18 protein-coding genes are annotated in these 21,471 nt (G+C 69.0%); 12 read left to right on the top strand and 6 right to left on the bottom strand.

Annotated elements, in window-relative coordinates:
* Positions 1 to 94: 94 nt before the first annotated feature.
* Together H7F38_RS24695 and H7F38_RS24690 are read right to left on the bottom strand one after the other, a co-directional pair.
* Complete coding sequence (locus H7F38_RS24695; protein ID WP_187092204.1) at positions 95 to 2,896, bottom strand: molybdopterin-dependent oxidoreductase; 2,802 nt, start codon at positions 2,894 to 2,896, stop codon at positions 95 to 97.
* Positions 2,893 to 3,696, bottom strand: coding sequence for a xanthine dehydrogenase family protein subunit M (locus H7F38_RS24690; protein WP_187092203.1), 804 nt, complete (start codon positions 3,694 to 3,696; stop codon positions 2,893 to 2,895). Before H7F38_RS24690 ends, H7F38_RS24695 begins: the two co-directional genes overlap by 4 nt.
* A 322-nt stretch (positions 3,697 to 4,018) precedes the next feature.
* Here H7F38_RS24690 and H7F38_RS24685 point away from each other — a divergent pair, with 322 nt between their 5' ends.
* The 6 genes from H7F38_RS24685 (at position 4,019) to H7F38_RS24660 (ending at position 10,179) form a co-directional block, all read left to right on the top strand.
* Positions 4,019 to 4,423, top strand: coding sequence for a molybdopterin-binding protein (locus tag H7F38_RS24685; protein WP_187092202.1), 405 nt, complete (start codon positions 4,019 to 4,021; stop codon positions 4,421 to 4,423).
* The gene (gene modA, locus H7F38_RS24680; RefSeq protein WP_255498176.1) at positions 4,420 to 5,331 is read left to right on the top strand and encodes a molybdate ABC transporter substrate-binding protein; all 912 of its coding nucleotides are present in this window, start codon (positions 4,420 to 4,422) and stop codon (positions 5,329 to 5,331) included. Before H7F38_RS24685 ends, modA begins: the two co-directional genes overlap by 4 nt.
* 90 nt (positions 5,332 to 5,421) lie before the next feature.
* Entirely contained in the window at positions 5,422 to 6,258 is an 837-nt protein-coding gene (locus H7F38_RS24675; RefSeq protein ID WP_187094973.1) for an ABC transporter permease, read from the top strand.
* Positions 6,255 to 7,385 carry a sulfate/molybdate ABC transporter ATP-binding protein gene (locus tag H7F38_RS24670; RefSeq protein ID WP_222618312.1) on the top strand — a complete coding sequence of 377 codons (1,131 nt, stop codon included), beginning with the start codon at positions 6,255 to 6,257 and terminating at the stop codon, positions 7,383 to 7,385. The genes H7F38_RS24675 and H7F38_RS24670 overlap by 4 nt, the downstream gene beginning before the upstream one ends.
* 285 nt (positions 7,386 to 7,670) lie before the next feature.
* A complete protein-coding gene (locus tag H7F38_RS24665) occupies positions 7,671 to 8,438 on the top strand; it encodes an HAD-IIA family hydrolase (protein WP_187094971.1) in 768 nt (255 codons plus the stop codon).
* 94 nt (positions 8,439 to 8,532) lie between these two features.
* Positions 8,533 to 10,179, top strand: coding sequence for an AMP-binding protein (locus tag H7F38_RS24660; RefSeq protein WP_187094970.1), 1,647 nt, complete (start codon positions 8,533 to 8,535; stop codon positions 10,177 to 10,179).
* On the opposite strand, the gene H7F38_RS24655 is transcribed toward H7F38_RS24660, so the two are convergent.
* Positions 10,176 to 10,814, bottom strand: a complete 639-nt coding sequence (locus H7F38_RS24655) for a VanZ family protein (RefSeq protein ID WP_187092201.1) — start codon at positions 10,812 to 10,814, stop codon at positions 10,176 to 10,178. The two genes, H7F38_RS24660 and H7F38_RS24655, sit on opposite strands and share 4 nt — an antisense overlap.
* A 157-nt stretch (positions 10,815 to 10,971) precedes the next feature.
* Here H7F38_RS24655 and H7F38_RS24650 point away from each other — a divergent pair, with 157 nt between their 5' ends.
* Positions 10,972 to 11,592, top strand: coding sequence for an HAD family hydrolase (locus H7F38_RS24650; protein WP_187092200.1), 621 nt, complete (start codon positions 10,972 to 10,974; stop codon positions 11,590 to 11,592).
* Between the two features lie 137 nt (positions 11,593 to 11,729).
* Here the strand turns inward: H7F38_RS24650 and H7F38_RS24645 are convergent, their stop codons facing one another.
* Positions 11,730 to 12,017 carry a hypothetical protein gene (locus H7F38_RS24645; protein WP_222618311.1) on the bottom strand — a complete coding sequence of 96 codons (288 nt, stop codon included), beginning with the start codon at positions 12,015 to 12,017 and terminating at the stop codon, positions 11,730 to 11,732.
* Positions 12,018 to 12,192: 175 nt separating this feature from the next.
* Between H7F38_RS24645 and H7F38_RS26835 the strand changes: the two genes are divergently transcribed.
* Positions 12,193 to 12,579, top strand: coding sequence for a cold-shock protein (locus H7F38_RS26835; RefSeq protein WP_187094968.1), 387 nt, complete (start codon positions 12,193 to 12,195; stop codon positions 12,577 to 12,579).
* Positions 12,580 to 12,679: 100 nt separating this feature from the next.
* On the opposite strand, the gene H7F38_RS24635 is transcribed toward H7F38_RS26835, so the two are convergent.
* A complete protein-coding gene (locus tag H7F38_RS24635) occupies positions 12,680 to 13,177 on the bottom strand; it encodes a DUF2771 family protein (protein ID WP_187092199.1) in 498 nt (165 codons plus the stop codon).
* Positions 13,178 to 15,508: an MFS transporter gene (locus tag H7F38_RS24630; RefSeq protein ID WP_187092198.1), complete on the bottom strand. Its 2,331-nt coding sequence runs from the start codon at positions 15,506 to 15,508 to the stop codon at positions 13,178 to 13,180. It abuts the gene before it with no gap.
* A 93-nt stretch (positions 15,509 to 15,601) separates the two neighbouring features.
* Here H7F38_RS24630 and H7F38_RS24625 point away from each other — a divergent pair, with 93 nt between their 5' ends.
* The 4 genes from H7F38_RS24625 (at position 15,602) to H7F38_RS24610 (ending at position 21,466) form a co-directional block, all read left to right on the top strand.
* A complete protein-coding gene (locus H7F38_RS24625) occupies positions 15,602 to 16,771 on the top strand; it encodes a DUF3027 domain-containing protein (protein ID WP_222618310.1) in 1,170 nt (389 codons plus the stop codon).
* A 49-nt stretch (positions 16,772 to 16,820) separates the two neighbouring features.
* Positions 16,821 to 19,883, top strand: coding sequence for a sacsin N-terminal ATP-binding-like domain-containing protein (locus tag H7F38_RS24620; protein WP_187092197.1), 3,063 nt, complete (start codon positions 16,821 to 16,823; stop codon positions 19,881 to 19,883).
* Between the two features lie 260 nt (positions 19,884 to 20,143).
* Positions 20,144 to 20,530 (top strand): MarR family winged helix-turn-helix transcriptional regulator, encoded by a 387-nt coding sequence (locus H7F38_RS24615; protein ID WP_255498173.1) that lies wholly within the window; start codon positions 20,144 to 20,146, stop codon positions 20,528 to 20,530.
* A 120-nt stretch (positions 20,531 to 20,650) separates the two neighbouring features.
* Complete coding sequence (locus H7F38_RS24610; protein ID WP_187092195.1) at positions 20,651 to 21,466, top strand: RNA methyltransferase; 816 nt, start codon at positions 20,651 to 20,653, stop codon at positions 21,464 to 21,466.
* Positions 21,467 to 21,471: the final 5 nt, after the last annotated feature.

Raw genomic sequence — 21,471 nt, 5'->3', positions numbered from 1 at the left:
GGAATCCTCCTGGTGGGAAGCATGATGAAGTGCTAAAGGGATTTCAATCTACGGACAAGTCGACGGACGCCGAAATCGTTCCGCAGCTGCGGTTTCAGCGCCGTTGCGACGATGCAGATGATCCCGCGCCGACGGCCTTGCCCTCGCCTGCGGCGTCGAGCATCCGCCACACCCGGTCGCGCGAGAACGGTGTCTCGAAAGGTCGGACGCCGACGGCGCGGCGGATCGCGTTACCGAGGGCCGGAGCGACCGGGTTGTAGGGGCTCTCGCTCATCGACTTGGCGCCGAACGGGCCGAGGTCGTCGCTGGTCTTGGCGAAATACACCTCGGTCGTGGGGATGTCGGCCATCTGCGGGATGCGATACATGCGGAACACCGGATTGATCACGCCGCCGGTGTCGTCGATCATCACCTCTTCGTACAACGCGCTCCCGATGGCCTGGGCGGTGCCGCCCTCGACCTGGCCCCGGCACTGCTCGGGATGGAGTACGGTCCCGGCGTCGGCGGACTGGATCGACTGCAGAATCCTGACCTCCCCGGTCCGCACGTCGACGGCCACCCGGAAGGCCTGCACATTGAAGGCCAACGAACGCATCTCGCCGAACTCACTGCCGGAGGCGACCAGCGCGTCACCGATCAGGCACTCCGCAGGGGCTGCGGCGATCACCTCCGCGAACGTCAACAACCGTCCACCGGCGAGCACCCCGTCCCGCTGCAGCTCGCAGTCCGCGGGAGCGAGACCGGCGACCGAGGCCGCTGCGGCCAGTAGCGTCCCGCGCAGGGTGAGGGCCGCGCCGTGGAGCGCCTTGCCGGCAACGGTGGTGCCCGCCGAGGCGAAGGCCCCGGTGTCGTAGACCGCGCCGTCGGTGTCGGAGTTGGTCAGCTCGATGCGCTCGGGACCGGTGGACATCACGGTCGACACGATCTGCGTGTGCACGGTGGTGGTGCCGTTGCCGAACTCGCTGGTACCGACGCCGAGCACGTACCGGCCGTCAGGATGCAGGGTCACCGTCGTCTTCGAGATGTGCCCGCGCGGAGCCATTGTCGCGATCATCGCCACCGCCATGCCCTCGCCCACCCGCCAGTGCGGGCCGTCCGGCACCGGTACTCCGTTGCCGTGCCGCAGCGCCGACTCGGCCAGGTCGAGGCACTGGTCAAGACCGTAGCTCCCGAAGATCAGATCATCCTCGGGCTGCGGATGGACGACCAGCAGCGGATCACCCGGCCGGACCGCATTGATCCGGCGCAGCTCGAACGGGTCGATGTCCAGTCGAACGGCCAACTCGTCCATCGCCGACTCCACCCCGAGGATCACCTGGCCGAGACCGTAGCCGCGGAAGGCGCCCGAGGGCGTGTTGTTCGTGTAGACCACCTCGGCGTCCAGTCGCTTGACGGGGCTGTTGTACAAACTGATCGACTCCGCGCACCCGTGGTAGAGCACGCCGATGGAATGGTTGCCGTAGGCCCCGGTGTCGCTCAGGACGTCGACCTTCATCGCCGTCAGCACGCCGTCGTGGCCGGCTCCGAGGCTGACCTGCACCCGCATCGGATGACGCACCGTCGTCCGGACGAACTCCTCCTGACGGCTCATCTCGAAGTTCACCGGCCCCCCGGTGCGCAGCACGGCCAGAGCGACCAGGTCCTCGGTGAGGATCTCCTGCTTTCCGCCGAAACCACCCCCGACCCGTGCGGTGAACACCCGAATCTTCTCCTTGGGCAGTCCCAGCATCACGGACAGCTCGTCGCGGACCAGGAACGGCACCTGCGAACTGGTCCGCAGAACCAGGCGGTCGTCGTCGTCGATCCAGCCCACGGTGCCGTGGGTCTCCAGCTGCCCGTGCGAGATACGTTGGGTCTGCCAGGTTCCCGACACGACGATGGCCGAAGCGGCCAGGGCCGCATCGACATCACCACCGATCCCATCGTGAATCGCGGCAATCACATTGCGCTCGGCCGCATCGACCCGGTCCGCCGAAGTGAGATCGGGGTGCAGGATTGGCGCACCGGGGAGCCGCGCTTCCCGGGGATCGAAAACGGCCGGCAGTACCTCCCATTCCACATCGATGGCCCGGCAGGCCTCCTCGGCGGCGGCCGCGGTGTCGGCGACCACGGCCGCCACCCTCTGTCCGACAAAGCGCATGACGTCGTCCAGGATCCTGGTGTCGTCCGGATCGTCCAGTCGCTGTTCGTGTCGCGCTGTCGAGAAGCGTTGCTGCGGAACGTTCTGGTGCGTCAGGACGAGGACGACACCGGCGATCGCCTCGGCCGCACCGGTGTCGATGGAGAGGATGCGCGCGTGCGCATGCGGTGAGCCCAGTGCCCGCAGATACCGGGCGCCGGGTACGTCGGTGTCGAAGGTATAGGGCTCGGCGCCGGTGACCACCCGCCGGGCCGCCGGCGGAGTGATCGACCGACCGATCGTGTGGCCGGTGAACTCGGGACCCGCTGCCCCGGCCGGGGCCGCATTCTGCAACCCCTGGGTGATGGCCTGTCGGATGGATCGATAACCCGTGCAGCGGCAGAGGTTTCCCTTCATGATGCGAGGAAGGTCTTCCAACTGGTCCTCGCAAAGGGTGGACGCCGTCACGATCATCCCGGCCGTGCAGAAGCCGCACTGGAACCCGAAGTTGTCGACGAAGGCCTGCTGCATCGGATGGAGAGCCTCCGGCGTGCCCAGCCCGGAAACCGTGGTGACCTCGCGGCCCTCGATGCGCTGTGCCGGAAAGATGCAGGAGTGCAGCGGCTCTCCGTCGACGAGGACCGAGCACGCACCGCAATCGCCTGCGTCGCAACCCTTCTTGATCTCGAAATGGGCCTGATCACGCAGGAAGGTGCGCAGGCACTGGCCAGCGCGGGGTTCGCCGAAGGCTTCCCGGCCGTTGAGCTGGAACTTCACCCGCCCAACTCCTGACGGATCTCTTCCAGCAGCACGGCGCTGACCTGTCGTCGCCAGTCGGCCACGCCGAGCGGGTCGGTGTAGTAGCCCTCGGCCCTCTCGACGTCGGCCCGCAGACGGTCCGCATCCGGCAACGACGGATAGCGCAGCACCGTCGGGGCGAGCGTGGCGGCAGTGATGCCCAGAACCGAGCTCCCGTCCTCGTCGACCCGTCCGGTCAGCACCGCGCCGGACCGGCCGAGCGAGGCCAGGGCGATCTTGCGATAGGCGGTGCGGGCCCGGAGAGCATGTTCCGGAAGGTCGACCCAGCGCAGTACCTCGCCGGGAGCCAGGCTGTTGGTGCCGTTGCCGGTCACGAGTTCCGCGACGGGCACCCGGTAGTCCTGCCCGTCGGGCCGCCAGACCAGCGCCACCCCGTCGAGAGCGACGCAGAGCGAGACCATCCCGGCCGCCGAGAAAGACTGGCAGATGTTGCCCCCGACGGTGGCGACGTTCCAGATCTTGAACGACGCCAGCAGGGCCGTGGCGCACTGGAAGAACAACGGGTGCGACCGCCAGCCGTTCCGGGCGGGAATCCCTGACAGCTCCGCGATCGTGCAGGTGGCCCCGATCCGAAGGCCCTGCGGCGTGTACTCCAGCGCCGGCCACCCCATGGTCGTCAGGTCGACGAGTCCGGTGGTGTCCAGCTGCGGCTCGGAGAACAGCCAGGTCCCGCCGCCCATGATCCGTTCGCCGGGCTTCAGCGCCAGGTCGGCGCGGGACCGCGGAGTGCGGTACTGCGTGACCGTATTCAGATCCATGCCCGCGTGCTCTCCTGCTTCCTCGAGGTGCGCCCCTGCACACCACCATCCCAGCAAAGCGCACTTCGGTGTCGGTAGGAATCATGCAGGTGACGGGCTCGTAACAGCTGCCGACCGTTCGGCGAGCCTTGGGCGGCCGGATCGGGCGTCCTCGGACCGCATGGATCAACTTCCCCAATTTGGGACGGGAGTGACAGAAGTCGTCACTTTCGGCCAGGCCTGGGAAGTTGATCCACGCCGAAGCACGGGCAGACCAGCGGTCGCCGCAACCTCGGCCTCGCCCGCACCAAGCACACGCAGCTGCGGTACTAAGGTGGCGGATATGACGCAATTCCGTATCTCCGAGGCAGCCGGTCTGCTCGGCGTCAGCGATGACACCGTCAGGCGGTGGATCGACGCCGGCTCCCTGACCGCCATCAAGGATCTGGCCGGCCGCTCGGTGGTCGAGGGGGCCGAACTGGCTGCCTTCGCCCAGAGCCATGCCCACGCGGTCGCCGACCCGTCCGGCGTGGGCCGCTCGGCCCGCAACCAGTTCGTCGGCCTCGTCACCTCGGTGATCACCGACAAGGTGATGGCGCAGGTCGAGATCCAGTGCGGACCGCACCGGGTGGTCTCGCTGATGAGCAGCGAGGCAGTCCGCGACCTCGGCCTGGAGGTCGGGTCGCTCGCCGTCGCCGTCGTCAAAGCCACCACTGTCATCGTCGAAACCCCGAAAGGACGATCGTGAGCCGTATCCGTCTGAAGTCCACCCCCGTTCTCGCCGCCATTGCTGTTGGAGCGTTGGTGTTGTCGGCGTGTTCTTCCACGTCCAGCACGACCGCCGCCGGTTCCGGCGCCACGAGTTCTGCGGCATCCTCGGCCGCCGCACCCCTGTCGACCGCACCGCTGTCGTCCGCACCCCTGTCGTCCGCACCCCTGTCCTTCGCACCCATGTCCAGCGCGGGTGCGAAGGTGACGGGCACCCTCAAGGTCGACGCAGCCGCGTCCTTGAAGAAGACTTTCGACAAGCTGGCCACCGAGTTCGAGGCGGAGCACCCCGGCGTCAAGGTCTCGGTCTCCTACGACGGGTCGGCCGTCCTGGCCACCCAGCTGATCGGCGGCGCGCCGGTCGATGTGTTCGCCTCGGCGGACAAGAAGAACATGACCAAGGTGACCGACAAGAAGCTGATCACCAGCACGCCGATCGAGTTCGCGACCAACACGCTGCAGATCGCAGTCGCCCCCGGCAACCCCAGGAAGATCGCGAGTCTGAAGGATCTCACCGCCTCAGGGCTCAACGTGGATCTGTGCGCCGTCGCGCAGCCGTGTGGTGCCGCTGCGCAGACCGCTCTGAAGGCGGCCGGAGTCACGGTCAAGCCGATCAGCATGGAGCAGAGCGTCACCGCCGTGCTCACCAAGGTCGAATCCGGTGACGCAGACGCAGGTCTGGTCTACAAGACGGACGTGCTCGGTGCGTCCGGCAAGGTGACCGGCGTCGACTTCGCCGAGTCCTCCAAGGCGGTCAACCACTACCCGATCGCCGCGTTGGATGCTGCTCCGAATCCGACGGCGGCCAAGGCGTTCATCGCGTTGGTGACCGGCGCCGCCGGACAGAAGATCCTCGCTGCTGCCGGTTTCGGTGCGCCGGGCGCCTGAGGCGGGCATCTTCAGGAGGTACGCGAGGATGACGCGGTGAGCATCCCCGGCATCCCCGGAAGGTCGGCGGAGCAGACTGCGCGAGAACCGCTGCCACGGAACCGGAGCAGGAGGGCGAAGGCGGGGGTCGGGTCATCCGCCCGGTCGGTGCCCCGGGTCCTGCTCGTTCCCGCCGCCGTCGGTGTGCTGTTCCTGCTGCTGCCCCTGATCGCCCTGGTCGCGAAGGCCAACTGGCCCGCGCTGCCCGCGGCAATCTCCTCGGACACGTCGAAGCAGGCGTTGTGGCTTTCGCTGAGGTGTGGTTTCGCCGCCACGGTGATCTGCCTGATCCTGGGCGTGCCGATGGCTCTGATGATGGCCAGGTTCGAGGGCCGTTGGATCCTGGCCCTGCGCGCCCTGACCACGCTGCCACTGGTACTGCCACCCTTGGTCGGCGGCATCGCCCTGCTCTATCTGCTGGGCAAGCACGGTCTGGTCGGCCAGTACGTGCAGACGATCTTCGGGCAGATCCCGTTCACCACCAGCGCCGTGGTGATCGCCGAAGCGTTCGTCTCGCTGCCGTTCCTGGTGCTCTCCCTCGAGGGCGCGCTCCGGACGGCGGGCACACGGTACGAGGTGGTGGCGACCACGCTGGGCGCCGGCCGATGGACGGTGTTCCGCCGGGTCACCCTTCCCCTCGTCGGACCGGGACTTGTCTCGGCCACCGTGCTGTGTTTCGCCAGGGCACTGGGCGAGTTCGGCGCGACCGCGTTGTTCGCCGGCAACACCCAGGGCGTCACCCAGACCATGCCGCTGGCCATCTACGAGGCCTTCAACAGCGCCGGTGTCGACCAGGATTCGGCGATCGCGATGTCCCTGCTCCTCGTGCTGGTCTCGGCCGTCATCCTGATCCTGATCCGGCCGTGGCGGATGAGCGGTGTGCGGTGACCCATCCGCCGACGGCGTCCGGTCCGGAGCGTGGAGCTGGACTCCGCCTGGACGTCTCGGTGGCCCGTCAGGACTTCACCGTCCAGGCGGCGTTCGACGTTCCGGCCGGTGAGACGGTGGCGATCCTCGGTCCCAACGGTGCAGGTAAGTCGACCGTCCTCTCCATCGTGGCCGGCCTGCTGATGCCGGACTCCGGACGGGTGGTGCTGGACGGAAGAGAGCTGACCCGCTACGGGAACGGGCGCGCGATGACCGTTCCGCCGGAGCGGCGGCGGGTCGGTCTGATGGGGCAGGACCCGCTGCTGTTCCCGCACCTCTCCGCGCTGGAGAACGTGGCCTTCGGGCCTCGCTCCCAGGGTCGATCACGTTCGGTGTCAAGAGCTCTCGCGCAGGAGTGGTTGGAGCGGATGGGGCTTGCGGACTTCGAATCTCGTCGACCTGCCGAGATGTCCGGCGGCCAGCGGCAGCGGGTCGCGCTGGCCAGGGCGCTGGCTGCGGAGCCGGCCCTGCTGCTGCTGGACGAACCGTTGGGGGCGCTGGATGCGCAGACCGTGCCCGAGATCCGCCAGGTGCTGCGCACCCACCTGCGCGAGACCGGCACCACCAGCCTGCTCGTCACGCATGACGTCCTGGACGCGGCAGTCCTGGCCGACCGGGTCATCGTGCTCGAGCGGGGTCGGATCGTCGATGACGGCCCGACAACCTCGGTGTTGTCGGCACCCCGTTCGTCCTTCGGTGCCACGCTGGCCGGTCTGAACCTGGTGCCCGGCACCGTGTCCGGGAAGGCGGCGTCCGGTGACGGTGCCGAGCTGACGACATCGGCCGGCCTGCAGCTCATCGGGATCGCCGCGGACAGCCTGACGCCGGGCGACCCCGCGGCTGCCGTGTTCCGGCCGTCTGCGGTGTCGGTGTTCCCGACCGACCCCGGAGGGAGTCCGCGCAACCACTGGCCTGCGCGAATCGCCTCCCTGGAACCGGGGACAGCGGCCATCAGGTTGCGCACCGACGGCCCTCCGGCGGTGGCCGTGGACGTCACCCCGGCGGCGGTGGCCGAAATGGGTCTGGCGCCGGGCAGCGTCGTGTTCCTCTCGGTCAAGGCGACCGAGGTGCTGATCCACCGGCGCTGATCCACGGCGCTTGCCCGGACGGTGATCTTGACCGAGCCGGCCCGCACCGCAGCAGCGCGGCCCACTGCGGGTCGGTGGACGTCATCCCCGCAAGGTGCCACCGGCGGACGGTCCGAGGCGGAGATGTCCTCGATCACCGCTGCATGATCATCTTCGGGGGAGCGGAATGGACACATGGTGTCGCTCTGAGGCCCGAAACCTGCGGTCACGGAAGTAGGGGAAGATGGGGCGGTGAGTGAACCGAGCGAGAAACCGACTCCACAGGCGCCGGAGTGGTCGTACTTGATGGACATGGACGGCGTGCTGGTCCACGAGGAACACATGATCCCGGGCGCCGATCAGTTCATCGCCGAACTCAACGATCGCGGGACCAACTACGTGGTCGTGACGAACAATCCGATCTACACCCGCCGCGACCTGAGGGCCCGGTTGCTGGCCACCGGGCTGGACATCGCCGAGGATCGGATCTGGACCTCGGCCCTAGCCACCGCCAGGTTCCTGCACAGCCAGCGACCGGGGGGTACCGCCTACGTCATCGGCGAGGTCGGACTGACGACCGCGATGCACGAGGCGGGGTATGTGTTGACCGACCGCAACCCGGACTACGTCGTGCTCGGGGAGACCCGGACCTACTCGTTCGAGGCCATCACCACGGCGATCCGTTTGATCGACAAGGGCGCCCGTTTCGTCTCGACCAACCCGGACGCCACCGGTCCGAGCCGTCATGGGCTGCTGCCGGCCGCCGGAGCGGTGGCCGCGCTGATCGAGAAGGCGACCGGCAAGAAGCCCTACTTCGTCGGCAAGCCCAACCCGCTGATGATGCGCTCGGCGCTGCGGGCGATCGGCGCGCACTCGGAATCGACCCTGATGGTCGGCGACCGGATGGACACCGACATCATCGCCGGTCTGGAGGCCGGCCTTGCGACAATCCTTGTGCTGACCGGTATCTCCACCATGGATACCGTCGAGCAGTACCCGTTCCGCCCGTCGCGGATCGTGGACAGCGTGGCGGATCTGGTCGGCCACACGCAGGATCCTTTCGGCTCGCACTGACTCCGGTCGTCCCGGGTGGCGGACGTCCGGCTCGATGGGTGACGATGAGGGGGACCTCGACGCGGAGGCCCAGTTGTGCGAGAAGGGATCATCGATGACCATGGCAGCACCTGCGTCCTACACCGGTTCGACTGCGGACAAGCCCCTGCTGGGGGACACCATCGGGGCGAACCTTTCCGCGACCGTGGCGAGGTGGCCAGACCGGCCCGCGGTCGTCGACGTCGCCGCCGGGAAGTCGTACACCTATGCCGAGTTCGGTGACCTGACGGACTCGCTCGCGCTCTCCCTGCTGGCCGACGGGGTCAAGGTCGGTGATCGGGTCGGTATCTGGGCCCCCAACTGCGTGGAATGGATGATCACCCAGTACGCCACCGCCAAGATCGGGGCGATCCTGGTGACCATCAACCCGGCCTATCGGACCCATGAACTCGATTTCGTCCTCAGGCAGGCCGGAATCTCGGTGCTGATATCGGCACGGGAATTCAAGACCAGCAACTACGCGTCGATGATCACGAAGGTCCGCGATCAGTGCACTGCGCTGCGTCGTATCGTCTACATCGGCGGCGATTTCGACGAATTGATCGAGGCAGGCGCCCACCTCGACCGTGACCGGTTGGCGGCCATCGAGATCGGTCCCGATCAGCCGATCAACATCCAGTACACCTCGGGCACGACGGGTTTCCCGAAGGGCGCGACCCTCTCCCACCACAACATCCTCAACAATGGCTTCTTCGTCGGGGAGGGCTGCCGGTACACCGAGCAGGACGTGATCTGCGCTCCGGTGCCGCTCTACCATTGTTTCGGAATGGTGATGGGAAACCTGGCCTCCACCACCCACGGCTGCTGCATCGTCTATCCCTCTCCCGGTTTCGATCCGGCCGCGACATTGCAGGCGGTACAGGACTACCGATGCACGTCGCTCTACGGGGTACCGACGATGTTCATCGCCGAACTGGCCCTGCCTGACGTCGCCGAATACGACCTGACGAGTCTCCGCACGGGGATCATGGCCGGTTCGCCCTGCCCGGTCGAGGTGATGAAGAAGGTCATCTCGGAGTTCGGAATGGCCGAGGTGACCATCTGCTACGGGATGACGGAGTCCTCCCCGGTATCCACCCAGACCGATGTGCACGACGGCGTCGAGGAACGAACGTCGACGGTCGGCCGTACGCATCCGCATCTGGAGTCGAAGGTGATCGACCCGGTCACCGGCCTGGCGGTGCCGCGCGGGGTGCCCGGGGAACTGTGCACCCGCGGCTACTCGGTGATGCTCGGCTACTGGGACCAACCGGGAAAGACGGCCGAGGTGATCGACGCGGCCCGGTGGATGCACACCGGTGATCTGGCGGTGATGAACGGGGCCGGATACATCAACATCACCGGCCGCATCAAGGATCTGGTCATCCGCGGTGGCGAGAACGTCTACCCGCGTGAGGTGGAGGAGTTCCTCTACACGCATCCGGACATCATCGACGCCCAGGTGATCGGCGTCCCGGACGAGCGGTACGGCGAGGAGCTGATGGCATGGGTACGGATGAGGGAGGGTGCGACACCGCTGACGGCGCAGGACATCCGGGAATTCTGCGAAGGCCGTCTTGCCCACTTCAAGATCCCCCGCTACGTGCATCTGGTCGAGGACTTCCCGATGACGGTCACGGGCAAGGTGCGCAAGGTGCAGATGCGGGAAGAGGCGGTCGTGCTGCTCGGCCTGGAATCCGCTGCCTCCATCACCACCGCCTAGAGTCGAGCGGCCCTGGCTGCCCGCCGGGGTGAATCGACCGCGCGCAGTCGGCCAAGGGCGTAGAGCCGTCGTCGTCTGCGCCGCCGCAGCAACGCCGGGACCGCCAGCAGCAGGCCGAGGGACGCGCCGACGGTGTTGGCCAGTACGTCCTGCAGCGAGGACACCCGGTGGGGCAGCAGGACGAGTTGGACGAACTCGATCAGACCGGAGGCGGCGGCCGCGTAGACCACCACGAGGTAGTTGTGCCGACGCAGGGCCAGCGATCCGAGCAGCCCCAACGGCACGAACATCGCCACGTTGGCCAGATTCTGCACCAGGTCGAACGTGACCCACCGCGGTAGACCGTGGCGCTCCGGGTGTCTGAGGTAGGACGCGAGCGCACTCTGTCCACCGGGATCCGGGGGGCCGGGCCAGAACACGATCAGCGCGACCACGAGAAGCAGCAGCACCAAGAGCGCGCCTGCGGCGCGCCGGGCCGTCCGGTCCAGCCGGGTGGGATCCGATCGCCGGTGTCCGTGGTCCCGGCCGTTGTCCCCGTGGGCGCCGTCGCGTCCGTCGACGACTGAGCCCGTGGCCCGGCCCGGCACGGAGGCAGGCCCGGCCGGGGCCACCGGAAGGCTGCGGTCGTATGTCATCCGACGCCATCGTAGAGGGGACTTCTCAGGCTCGGCCGGAACAAATCGAGCACTATCCGTGGCTGAAATCACACGAGTCGTAACGTTGCGGTCACCTTCAGGCCTCAGGTGCCGCTGTCGTGTCCCGCGGGCGTCAGCCGCGCCTACCCTGAAATACGTGAGCTTCACCGTTGGTTTCGACCTCGACATGACCTTGATCGACCCCCGCGAAGGCATGGTCGAGGTATTCGACGTGCTCGCCAAGGAGTTCGGTCTTCCGCTGGACGGCGTGGGATTCGTCAGTCGGCTGGGGCCGCCGCTCAGCCACGAACTTGCCCGGTACGACCTGGACGACGACACCATCGCCGCGATCATCGCCCGCTATCGGGCGATCTATCCCGGGATCGCCATCCCGAAGACGGTCGCGATGCCGGGCGCCGTTGACGCCCTCGAATCGGTGACGGCCCGGGGCGGACGCGCCGTGGTCGTGACGGCCAAGTACGAACCCACCGCTAGGGCTCACCTGGATGTGCTGGGTGTCCACGTCGAAGCGGTCGTGGGTGACCTGTGGAGTACGGGTAAAGCTGTTGCGCTGCAGGAGTACGGCGCCGAGGTCTACGTCGGCGACCACTTGGGGGACATCACCGGCGCACGCGCGGCGGACGCCTGGGCCGTCGCGGTGGCGACCGGCCCCATCAGCGCCGCCGATCTGGCCGCCGCCGGAGCCGACGTCGTGCTGGAGGACCTGACGAGGTTCCCGGCCTGGCTCGATTCCTACCTGCTGGCCACCGTTCACTGACCCCCGCACCCGTCCCCGCGACCCCCGTCGAGCGGATAATTAAAACGGGCAAATCAGACAGAAATGGGCCATAACTAACCGCTCGACGGGCGGTGGGAGGTCGACGGGCGGTGGGAGGGCTACGGGCGGTGGGAGGACTACTTCGCCGCCCGGTTCTCCCGGACGACTCCGATCAGCCCCAGCCCAAGACCGACGGGTGCCAGCATCGCGGTCAGATTGACCCAGAGCGGCAGGTTCCGGGATCCGGAGGCGAAAAGGATCATGTCCGCGAAAATCGCCAGCAGGCCGATCGCGAACAGCGCCATCCCGAGTTTGGCCAACGGAGCAGCCTTGCGCCTGGATTTCGAACGTGGCGACGTCCGGATGCCGACGGACGGGGCCTGGCGGCCGGAATCGGAAGTCGCGGAGGGCGAGGGGCTGGACACGTATCCGAGAATAGTCTGTGGCCGGCGGGAGGCAGGTTTTTCGGCGGCCCGCAGTGCTCCCGGTCACCAGTACTCTTGATGGTTGTGCCCACACAGCGGTGTGGGCCGGCGGCCGAGGTGGGCCGTCACAGAGCTTGATCGTCACAGTCGTGACAGTGGAGAGATGGTGAGTCTGGTGCCGGCCGGCAAGGTGAAGTGGTACGACGCGGAGAAAGGTTTCGGCTTCATCGCCCAGGAGGGCGGGGAAGACGTCCATGTGCGTTCATCGGCGTTGCCTACGGGTGTCGCGGCCCTCAAACCGGGCCAGAAGGTCGAGTTCGGCGTCGCCGACGGCAGACGCGGCCCGCAGGCGTTGCAGGTCGTCATCCTGGAGGCACCGCCCTCCGTGGCCGCGGCGGTTCGCCGTCCGGCCGAGGAACTGCACGGGCTGTTGGACGACATGATCAAGATGTTGGAGTCCAAGGCCCTGCCCGACCTGCGGCGGGGGCGCTATCCCGACCGCGCGATCGGCGGCCGGATGGCCACCGTCATGCGCGCCGTGGCCTCCGAACTGGAGTCCTGACCGCAGCACGGCAGCTCGCCACCAGAGGCAGGTCAGCAGAGGAGGCCGCGATTCCCGTACCGGGGTCGCGGCCTCTTCCGTGTGGAGATCGAGCCCGGCGTCAGGGCGAGGTGGTCGTCGGTTTCTTGGGCAGGACCAGCAGGTCCCACGAGCTCGTGACGGCGAAACCCAGGTTGCCGGCGGCGTCGGTGCCGGCGATGAGGCTCTGCACCTCGACGGTCTGCAGGATCACCCCGGTACCGAAGGAGGGGATCCGGTAGGTCAGCCGCTTGTCGGTGAAGTAGGGCGAACTTCCGGTGGTGACCTTCTTCTTGGAATCCTGGAAGACCCAGATGATCCGCCAGATCGTGTTGCCGATCTCGGGCGGCACGCTGATCTGCAAGGGCTGGGCGGCCTGCATGGTGATGCGCCCGACCTTGCTCTTGTCCAGACTGCAGGAGGTGAGGTCCTGCCCGCACCACTGGTAGGCCTGCACGGCGACGGCCGTCCGATTGCCGTAGAAGGTGACCACCGGACGGGGGACGGTGCAGCTGGAGAGCAGCAGGCCGACCGCAGCCAGCGCTCCGGCCAGCAGGGCCGGCCGGGAACGTCGGGTCATCTACTTGCCAGCCTTTCGGATGCGTCGTCGGACCGTCGAGGGCTGACCCGTCGAGGACGTTCCGGCCACGTTCGGGTCTGGTTTGTTGACACTGTAGGGGGCCGTTCGGGGGACTTCGGGTCCGCCGCCGTACCGGACCTCGGTGGTCGGCACCGTCCCCGGCCTCGTCAGGCGGTCGGTGTCACGCATGCCGCCGGACTTCCTGGCGCGACGTCCGGGCCGCCCGTCGCTGCGGCCGGACAGCTTGGGCAGCATGGTTTTTCCCGAGCGGACGAGCCAGCTCTGCGCCAGGCCCACCAGCAGGATCAGGGTGATCGTGCCGAATCCGATGGCGTAGACGTTGGCGTGCCCGAACGTCCAGACGCCGCCCAGCAGCAGGCCGACGACGCCGCCGAACACCCAGCCGAGCTGCAGTACCGACTCGCTCTTGCCGAAGCCGGACGCGCGGCTCGCCTCCGGGAGGTGATTCTGGATCACGGAATCGAGGCTCACCTTCGCGAGGGAGGACGCGGTCGAACCGACGAAGCCGACGATGGCAGCGGTTGCCAGGCCGGGCACGAGCACCGCGACCAGCGTCGACACCACGACGCCGACGAGCGCGAAGATCGAGATGGTCTCCGGGGCGGACAGGGTGAACCTGGCTCCCATCGTGTTCCCGATGAACCCACCGACGCCCGCCGCCGCGCCGACCACCCCCAGTAGCAGCAACTGGGTGAATGCACTTTCCTTCGGATACTGGCTCTTCACGACGAAGGCGATGAACAGGGCCAGGAACCCGGTCTCCACCCTGATCATGCTGTTGGCCCAGAGGGTGGCCACGACGATCTGCGGGAAGCCCTTCTTCGCACCCGTCTCGGCCTGTTTGACGGGTACCTCGCCCTCGGTCGACTCCACCCAGGCCGGAATGCGCAGGCAGAGGACGCCCCCGGCAACGGCACAGATGGCCATGAAGACCAGGGCGCCGGGGGAGCCGGCGATCTTCGAGAGTCCCGCGGCGATCGCGCCGGCCACGCCGCCGGCGATCATGCCGAAGGTGGTGAGCCGTGCGTTCGTCTTCACCAGCGTGATCTGTTCGGGCAGCACGCGGGGGGTCAGCGCCGCCTTCAGCACGCCGAAAGCTTTCGACAACACCAGGTTGCCCAGCGCGCAGGGGTAGATCACCCAGGGATTGAAGTGGCTGAAATTGAACGCCATCAGGATCGCCAGCAGCGCCCGCCCGAAGCTCGACAGAGCCAGGGCCAGACGGCGCCCGCTCTGCAAGCGATCGAGCATCGGGCCGATGAACGGGGCGATGACGGCGAACGGCGCGACGGTGATGACGAGGTAGAGCAGCACGCGTCCGGTCGACTCCGCGGTGGCCGCGGCGAAGAACAGCGTGCCGGCGAGCGCCACCGCCAGTACGGCGTCGACGGCGTAGTTCGCCATCACGGCATAGGTGAGGGCGGTCAGACCTGACTTGTCGGCTCCGTCGGCGGTCGTCGCCCGATGGAACATCTGCACGCCGCGCGCGGTGAGTTCACGGCTGCGCAGCGCGGCCACCCTGGTCACGGTCAGCTTGCGCGGGCTGCGCGGACCTTGCGGACCGCCGGGAACGGACCAGCCTGCCGAGCCGGTGACCGGACCGGCCAGCGGCTCCTGGTAGGGCGGGAGGTGGCTGCCACGCGGTGGCGGCTGACGACGGACGTCCGAGGGGCCGTAGCCGTCATCGCGGTAGAACTCAGGATGGTCCCCGCCCCGGTAGTCCTGGCCCTCGCGGTCCTGGTAGTCGCGGTCCTGGTAGTCGCGGTCCTGGTAGCGGCGATCCCGACGGTCGTCACCCTCGCGGTAGCCGTCGGGAGCGCTGCGGTGAACGGGGCCGCCCCGTTCCTGATCGGGCGGACTCCAGAACCGCGCATCCTGCTGACGGAGATCCTGCTGACGAACATCGGGTTGACGAACGTCGGGCCGGTAGGACGGTGGCGGGTAGGACGGTGGACGGTTTCGGTCCGGTGGGTGGTCACCGGCCTGCTGGTGGGGGTCGGCCTGATAAGGGCCCTGCCCGGCCCAACTCGGTCCGAGCGGCGGTGGCGTCCGGTACGGGGGTGTGTGATGCGCCTGATCGGGAGGGGGCCGTTGGATGGCCGTGGTGGCCTGCCAACCCGGATCGACCGGCGGTAGACGGGGTCCGGCGGGCCGAGGTCGGTCGGGCCCGGCATCGCACGGCGGGCGGGGGAGTGCAGTGGTGGTCTGGTCCTCGCCGTACTCGTCCTCAGGACCTACCGGCACGCCGGGACCAGGGCGGTGCGGCCGGTCGTTGCCGGCAGCACCGGGATCGGAACCGGACACGCTCACCCCCTCATCCTGCCCCACCGTAGGCCCCCCACATACTGCGTCGTCGAACATGGCGCGTGAGTTGTCCGCCATCGGATGCGGCAAGATGGAGCGGTGAGTTCCAACCCAGCGTCAACTGCCGTGGCCGGCGACCAGACGGCCGACCTCCCGGCCCCCGTTCCGGGTGCAGATCCGGACGGTCCTTCGCAGGTCACGGACGAGATGTCCGGTCTCGCCCAGGACACCGGTGCCGCCCATGACGACGCAGCGATCGGAGTGCGCGAGCGGGTGGTCGTCGTGCTGGACGACCGTGCGCGCGACCTGGCCAGGGCCGCAGCCGTCGTCGAGGCCGGGAGCGACGATCACATCGGTGAATTCCGGGAGGCGCTGGCCGAGGACGACGTCGCGATCACCGCCACCTTCGCGGCTCGACAGGCGGGCTACCTCGGATGGGTCTGGTCCGTCACCCTGGCCGTGCTCGACCAGGCCCATCCCACCGTCAGCGAGGTGGTCCTGCTGCCTGGCGACGGCGCACTGCTCGCGCCCGCCTGGATTCCGTGGGACCAGCGCATCCGGCCCGGCGATCTGGGCGTCGGGGACCTGCTTCCGCCCATCGCCGACGACCCACGAGTGGTGCCGGCCTACCTGCAGAGCGACGATCCGGCCGTCGAGGCGGTCGCCCGGGAACTCGGGATCGGACGGGTGCGGGTGCTCAGCCGTGAGGGGCGCGTCGACTTTGCCGAGCGGCTGCACGACGGGGCCTTCGGACCGGGCGACGAGATGGCGCTCGCCGCGCCCGCGCACTGCGTGAGCTGCGCCTTCTACCTCCCGCTGGCGGGCTCGCTCGGGCAGATGCTCGGAGCGTGCGGCAACGAGCTCGCGCCGGCGGACGGCCGGGTGGTCGACGCCGCCTACGGCTGTGGCGCCCACTCCGAGAGCGTGATCGAGATGCCCGCCAGGTCCGCGGCCGCGGACACCGTCATCGACGAACTGTCGATGGAGGTGCACCGCCGACGGCCCGCGCGGTCGGCGGAAGAGTCGGGCCCGACCGGCGAGCCACTTGCTCATGGCGGCGCTCCCGAGTCGGCTGACCAGGCGATCCCGGACGCCGACGAGGTCCTGATGGACGAATGGGCGGATCCGTACACGGTCGGTCGGGAACTCGCCGAGGTCGAGTTGGCCGAAGCGGCCCTGCTCGACTCGGACACCCTGCCCGACTCGGAGGCCCTGCTCGACTCGGACACCGTGCCCGACTCGGATACCGTGCTCGACTCGGAGGCCTGATCGCCGGGGTGGGAGTCGCCTCTACCGAAGGGTTCCGATGGTCGACGCCGTGCCGGTAGACCCCTTCCGGACCGCTGCGCTGCGGTCCGCGGTGCTCAGCGCGTGGTCGGAATCCCCCGCACGTTTCCGCGAGGACGCGAATGCGGAGGAGGCACTGGCCACCGGCGGGTACGCCGATCGTCTGCTGATCGAACTGGCCGCCAACGCACTCGACGCCGCCCGCGACGCCGGTCTTCCCGGCCACGTGAGATTCTCCCTCGACACCTCGGGCCCGGTCGCCCAGCTGCGGGCGGCGAACGTCGGCGCCCCGCTGACCGCGGCCGGAGTTTCCGGCCTCGCCTCCCTCCGGGCCTCGGCCAAGCGCAGCGGCTCGATCAGCGTCGGGCATTTCGGCGTCGGATTCACGGCGGTCCTGACGGTCTCCGACGCTCCCCAGGTGGTGTCGACGACCGGCGGGGTGATGTTCTCCCGGGACCGCACGGCGGGGGCCGTCACCGCCCTCGGCGTGGCCGAGCTGACCAAGGAGCTGGCCGCCCGGAACGGCCAGGCTCCGGCTCTGCGACTACCCTGGTCGATGGAAATGGCTGCGCTGCAAGCTGATCCACTGCCCGCCGGCTTCGACGCGCAGGTCCGGCTGCCCCTACGCCCTGGTCGTGCAGGCGAGCTCGAAGAACTACTCCGCGCCGTCGGCGATGATCTGCTCTGGGCGCTGCCCGGGCTGTTCAGGGTGGAGATCGAACTCCCGGGGCTCCCGCTGACGACGATCGAGCGGCAGGACCTGAACGACGGGCTGACCGTCATCACCCGTGACGGGGTGCCCACCCGCTACCTGGCCGCCGGTGCCGCCGGCACGATCCCCGCCTCGCTGCTGGCGGATCGGCCGATCGAGGAGCGGGCACGCGAGCAGTGGCAACTGACGTGGGTGCTGCCGGATCCCGACGACCGGCCGGCGGCACCGCTGCATCTGCTCGAGCTGCCGCCGGACGCGGTCCCGGTGTTCCTGGGCGCACCGACGCCCACCGACGAGCCCCTCTCTCTGCCGGCCCGGTTGGTCGGGACGTTCCCGGTCGACGACACCCGGCGGCGTCTGGCGCCCGGCCCCCTCACCGCCTATCTCCTGGACCAGGCGGCGGCGCAGTACCTCGAGTTGTTCACCGCTGTCCCGCCGGAGCACCGGCTGTCGTTGGTGCCGGCCGCCGGGTTCCCGCTCGGACCGGTGGACGCCGCGCTGCGGACCGGTATCGTCCGGCGACTCTCGCGGGCGCCGGTCCTTCTCGCGGTGCTGGGGGACGCGGTCGTCCCGTCCTCGGCCTGTGTGATCACCGGGATCTCCGACGGGGCCGCGCGCCTGCTGGGCCGCGCGGTGCCGGGTCTGCTGCTTCCTCCGCGGACTCCCGCTCAGCTCGAGGCGCTACGGGTGCTGGGGGTCGCGCTGCTACCGCTGGCCGATGCCACCAGCGCACTGGCCGGGATCGACGGTCGGCCGGCGTTCTGGCACCAGGTCTACGAGGCGCTCGCCGACCAGAACGCCGAAGACCTTGCGAACCTGCCCGTTCCGCTGTCCGGGGGTGGTCGCCGGATCGGGCCGGCCGGGACCCTGCTGCCCGGCCCCGACGCGCTCGATGACGACATCCTGCGCCGGGCCGGTACTCTCGCGCCCGAGCTCTGCGTGGTGCACCCGGATGCCGCCCACCCGCTGCTGTCCCGGCTCGGCGCCCGGCCCGCCGACGCGGCGGCCCTGCTGAGCGACCCCGCGCTGATTCAGCTCTTCCGCCGGTTCCGGGAGGACCTCGAGGAGGACGATCCTGATCCGGACGAGCTCGCCGACCTCGCGCGGCTGGCCCTGGACCTGGTGGAGGCCGGTGGGCCGGCCGGCGGCCTTCTGGATGACGTGGTGCTCACCGATTCCAGCGGGGAGGCCTGGCCGGCCGGGGAACTGCTCGCACCGGGTGCCTCCCTGGCGGCCGTGCTCGCATCCGACGCCGACCTACCGTTGATGGGATCTCGGTGGGCGGTCTACCCGGAGCAGACGCTCGCTCGCCTCGGTGTGCGGACCGGGTTGAGAATCGTCGCGGTGGAGAACGCCGAAGCGGACCTACCGGATCTGCAGCAATGGTGGTCCGAGGTGGTCGGTGACTCTCTTCCGCCCGAGACCTTCGAGGCGGTCGCCGATCTCGACCTGATCGACGACGAGAAATGGCCCCAGCTGCTGGCCATGCTTGCAGCGGATCGAGATACGCTGCGGGCGTTGACGTCCGGACCCGACCCGTCCTACACCCGATGGTGGATCCGCCGTTTCGCCCTACTCGGGGGTGAACCGCCGCACCGCTGGCGCACGTCGGGCGCGCTGGGGCTGACGGGTCTGTACGACGAGTTGCCGGTGTCCCTGGATGGGGCGGTGGCCCAGGCCATCGGGGTGCTGGGTTCGACGGCCGACGCCCTCACGGCAGACCCGTCGGACCTGCTGGCCAGACTCGCCGATCCCGAGCGGGAGGTCCCGGCCGGCGCCGTGCCCGCACTCACGGCGCTGGCCGTCCAAGCCCTGGAAGCAGACGGCGGTCTCGCGCTGCCGGGGTCGGTGCGCACGCTGACCGGTGCGGTCGCCGATGCCGGCGACGTGATGGTGCTCGATCTGCCGTGGTTCGCCCAGCTGGTGTCGGCCGGCGAGCTGGTCGCGGGTGGCCGCGAACCCGTCAGGGTGGCGCGGGCGCTGGAGTTGGATCTGGTCTCCGAGGCGATCACGGCGCAGGTGGTCGCCGGGCCGACCAGGTCCCTGTCGCCGCCGGAGACGGCCGCGGCGCAGCGCGCCGCGCTCGCTCTCGGGGTCGACCTGGCCGTGCTGTTCGGCGATCGACCCCTGCTGGTTGCTCCTGACCTGTCCGTCGGCACCGGGCCGGGGTCTGCCCAGCGGGTGACCTGGTGGGGCCCGGACGCCGATGACTCCGACGCCCGGGGCGGCGCCCGGTCGTCGAATGGGCTTCGCGTCGACGGGTCCGCGGCCGGCATCGGACGGGCGGTGGCCTTCGTCGCCGGCCGCTGGAGCGATCGACACCTGGCGGTGGTGGCCGCCGACGGCGATCTGCTGGACCTGGCCGAGAACGGTGTCCAGTAGCGCTCCTGCCCGCGAACGGTGGCCGAGGGTGGCGCTGCGCAGGCCGCCCGGTGGGCCGGTGCGGCCGGGGTCCGCGGCCCGGGCCGGTAGCCCGGCCCTGGTAGGGCTGGCGGCCGGGGTCCCGAGGTGACAAGGTGTTGCCAGTAACAGGGTCTGGCTGTGTCAGGATCTGGCGAGATGACGACCGTCCTTTGCCCGTCTAATAGTAAAGGTAATCTCAAGACATGCCTGATGTTGCGCCTCTCGCCAATGAGCTCCGATTGGCCATTCACCGCCTGACCAGGCGCCTCCGTCAGCAGCACCCGAACGCAGACCTGACGCTGACCCAGATCTCCGCGCTGGCCATCATCTGGCGCGAGGGCCCCATCACCGCCGGGGATCTCGCACTGCGCGAACAGGTGCGCCCGCCGTCCATCACGCGGGTGGTCGACGGGCTGGAGAACGCCGGCGTCGTGGTGCGGAAGGACAACCCCGCCGACGGGCGTCAGGTCCTGGTGGAGATCACCGAGGAAGGCATCGCCCGGATGGAGAGCTACGTCGAGGCCCGTGAGGCCTGGCTGGCCCAGCAACTCGTCGGCCTGTCGGTCAAGGATCGGGAGATCCTGCACCGCGCCGCGATCATCCTCAATGATCTTGCCGGCCGCTGACGTCCCCCGGAATCGCGCTGACGTCCTGCAAAGTGCGGCCTATCGGCCGCACTTTGCAGGACGTCCGGCCTTCTGCCCGGCCCGGTGAACTGCCCGACCCCGATGCAGACCCCGACCCCGATGCAGACCCCGACCCCGATCCTGGTCAGCGATCCTGACGACCCTCGCCTGGACGACTTCCGCGACCTGACGACGGCTGACCGGAGGCCCGACCGCCCGGGCGGGCGTGGCCTGGTGATCGCCGAGGGCACGGTGGTGGTGCGGCGGCTGATCGCCTCCCGATACCCGATCCGATCCCTGCTGGGGGTGGCGCGCCGGTTCGACGAGCTCGCCGCCGATCTCGCCGGCCAGGCTGCGCCGTTCTACGTCGCCACGCCGGAGCTGATGGCCGCAGTGGTGGGGTTCCATCTGAATCGTGGTGTGCTGGCGACCGCGGACAAGATCGCCTTCCCGCCGGCGGCCCAGCTGCTGGAATCGGTGAACTCGGCGGTGGTGCTGGAGGGCGTCGGCGACCACGAGAACCTCGGATCGATCTTCCGGAACGCCGCCGCCCTGGGTATCGGAGCCGTCCTGCTCGGCGACGGCTGCGCGGATCCGCTCTACCGGCGGAGCATCCGGGTGTCGATGGGCACCGTGTTGCTCGTGCCGTTCGCGCCGCTGCCCGGTTCTTGGCCGGCATCAGCAGAGATGTTGCGCCGCAATGGGTTCACCGTCGTCGCACTGACCCCTCGGTCGACCGCGATCAGCCTTCGTCAGGCGGATCTCAGCGGGCGGCGGGTCGCGGTGCTGCTCGGGTCGGAGGGACCAGGACTCACCGACGAAGCGATGGGGGCCGCCGACCTCCTCGTCCGGATCCCGATGGCGCCCGGCGTCGACTCCCTGAACGTGGCCACCGCCGGTGCCATCGCCTTCGCCGAGATCGTCGCCGGCCGGTGAAGCGG

Origin of the sequence: Nakamurella sp. PAMC28650 (assembly GCF_014303395.1) — a bacterium.
Taxonomy (GTDB): Bacteria; Actinomycetota; Actinomycetes; order Mycobacteriales; family Nakamurellaceae; genus Nakamurella.
Note: the sequence above shows the minus strand (reverse complement) of the source record. Positions and strands in the feature narration are given on the sequence as shown.

Bases quoted from the DNA above. Each gene is read 5' to 3' on its own strand.
- H7F38_RS24690 (WP_187092203.1), bottom strand. From the start codon at position 3,696: ATGGATCTGAATACGGTCACGCAGTACCGCACTCCGCGGTCCCGCGCC.
- H7F38_RS24685 (WP_187092202.1), top strand. From the start codon at position 4,019: ATGACGCAATTCCGTATCTCCGAGGCAGCCGGTCTGCTCGGCGTCAGC.
- H7F38_RS24665 (WP_187094971.1), top strand. From the start codon at position 7,671: ATGGACATGGACGGCGTGCTGGTCCACGAGGAACACATGATCCCGGGC.
- H7F38_RS24660 (WP_187094970.1), top strand. From the start codon at position 8,533: ATGACCATGGCAGCACCTGCGTCCTACACCGGTTCGACTGCGGACAAG.
- H7F38_RS24655 (WP_187092201.1), bottom strand. From the start codon at position 10,814: ATGACATACGACCGCAGCCTTCCGGTGGCCCCGGCCGGGCCTGCCTCC.
- H7F38_RS24635 (WP_187092199.1), bottom strand. From the start codon at position 13,177: ATGACCCGACGTTCCCGGCCGGCCCTGCTGGCCGGAGCGCTGGCTGCG.
- H7F38_RS24610 (WP_187092195.1), top strand. From the start codon at position 20,651: ATGCAGACCCCGACCCCGATCCTGGTCAGCGATCCTGACGACCCTCGC.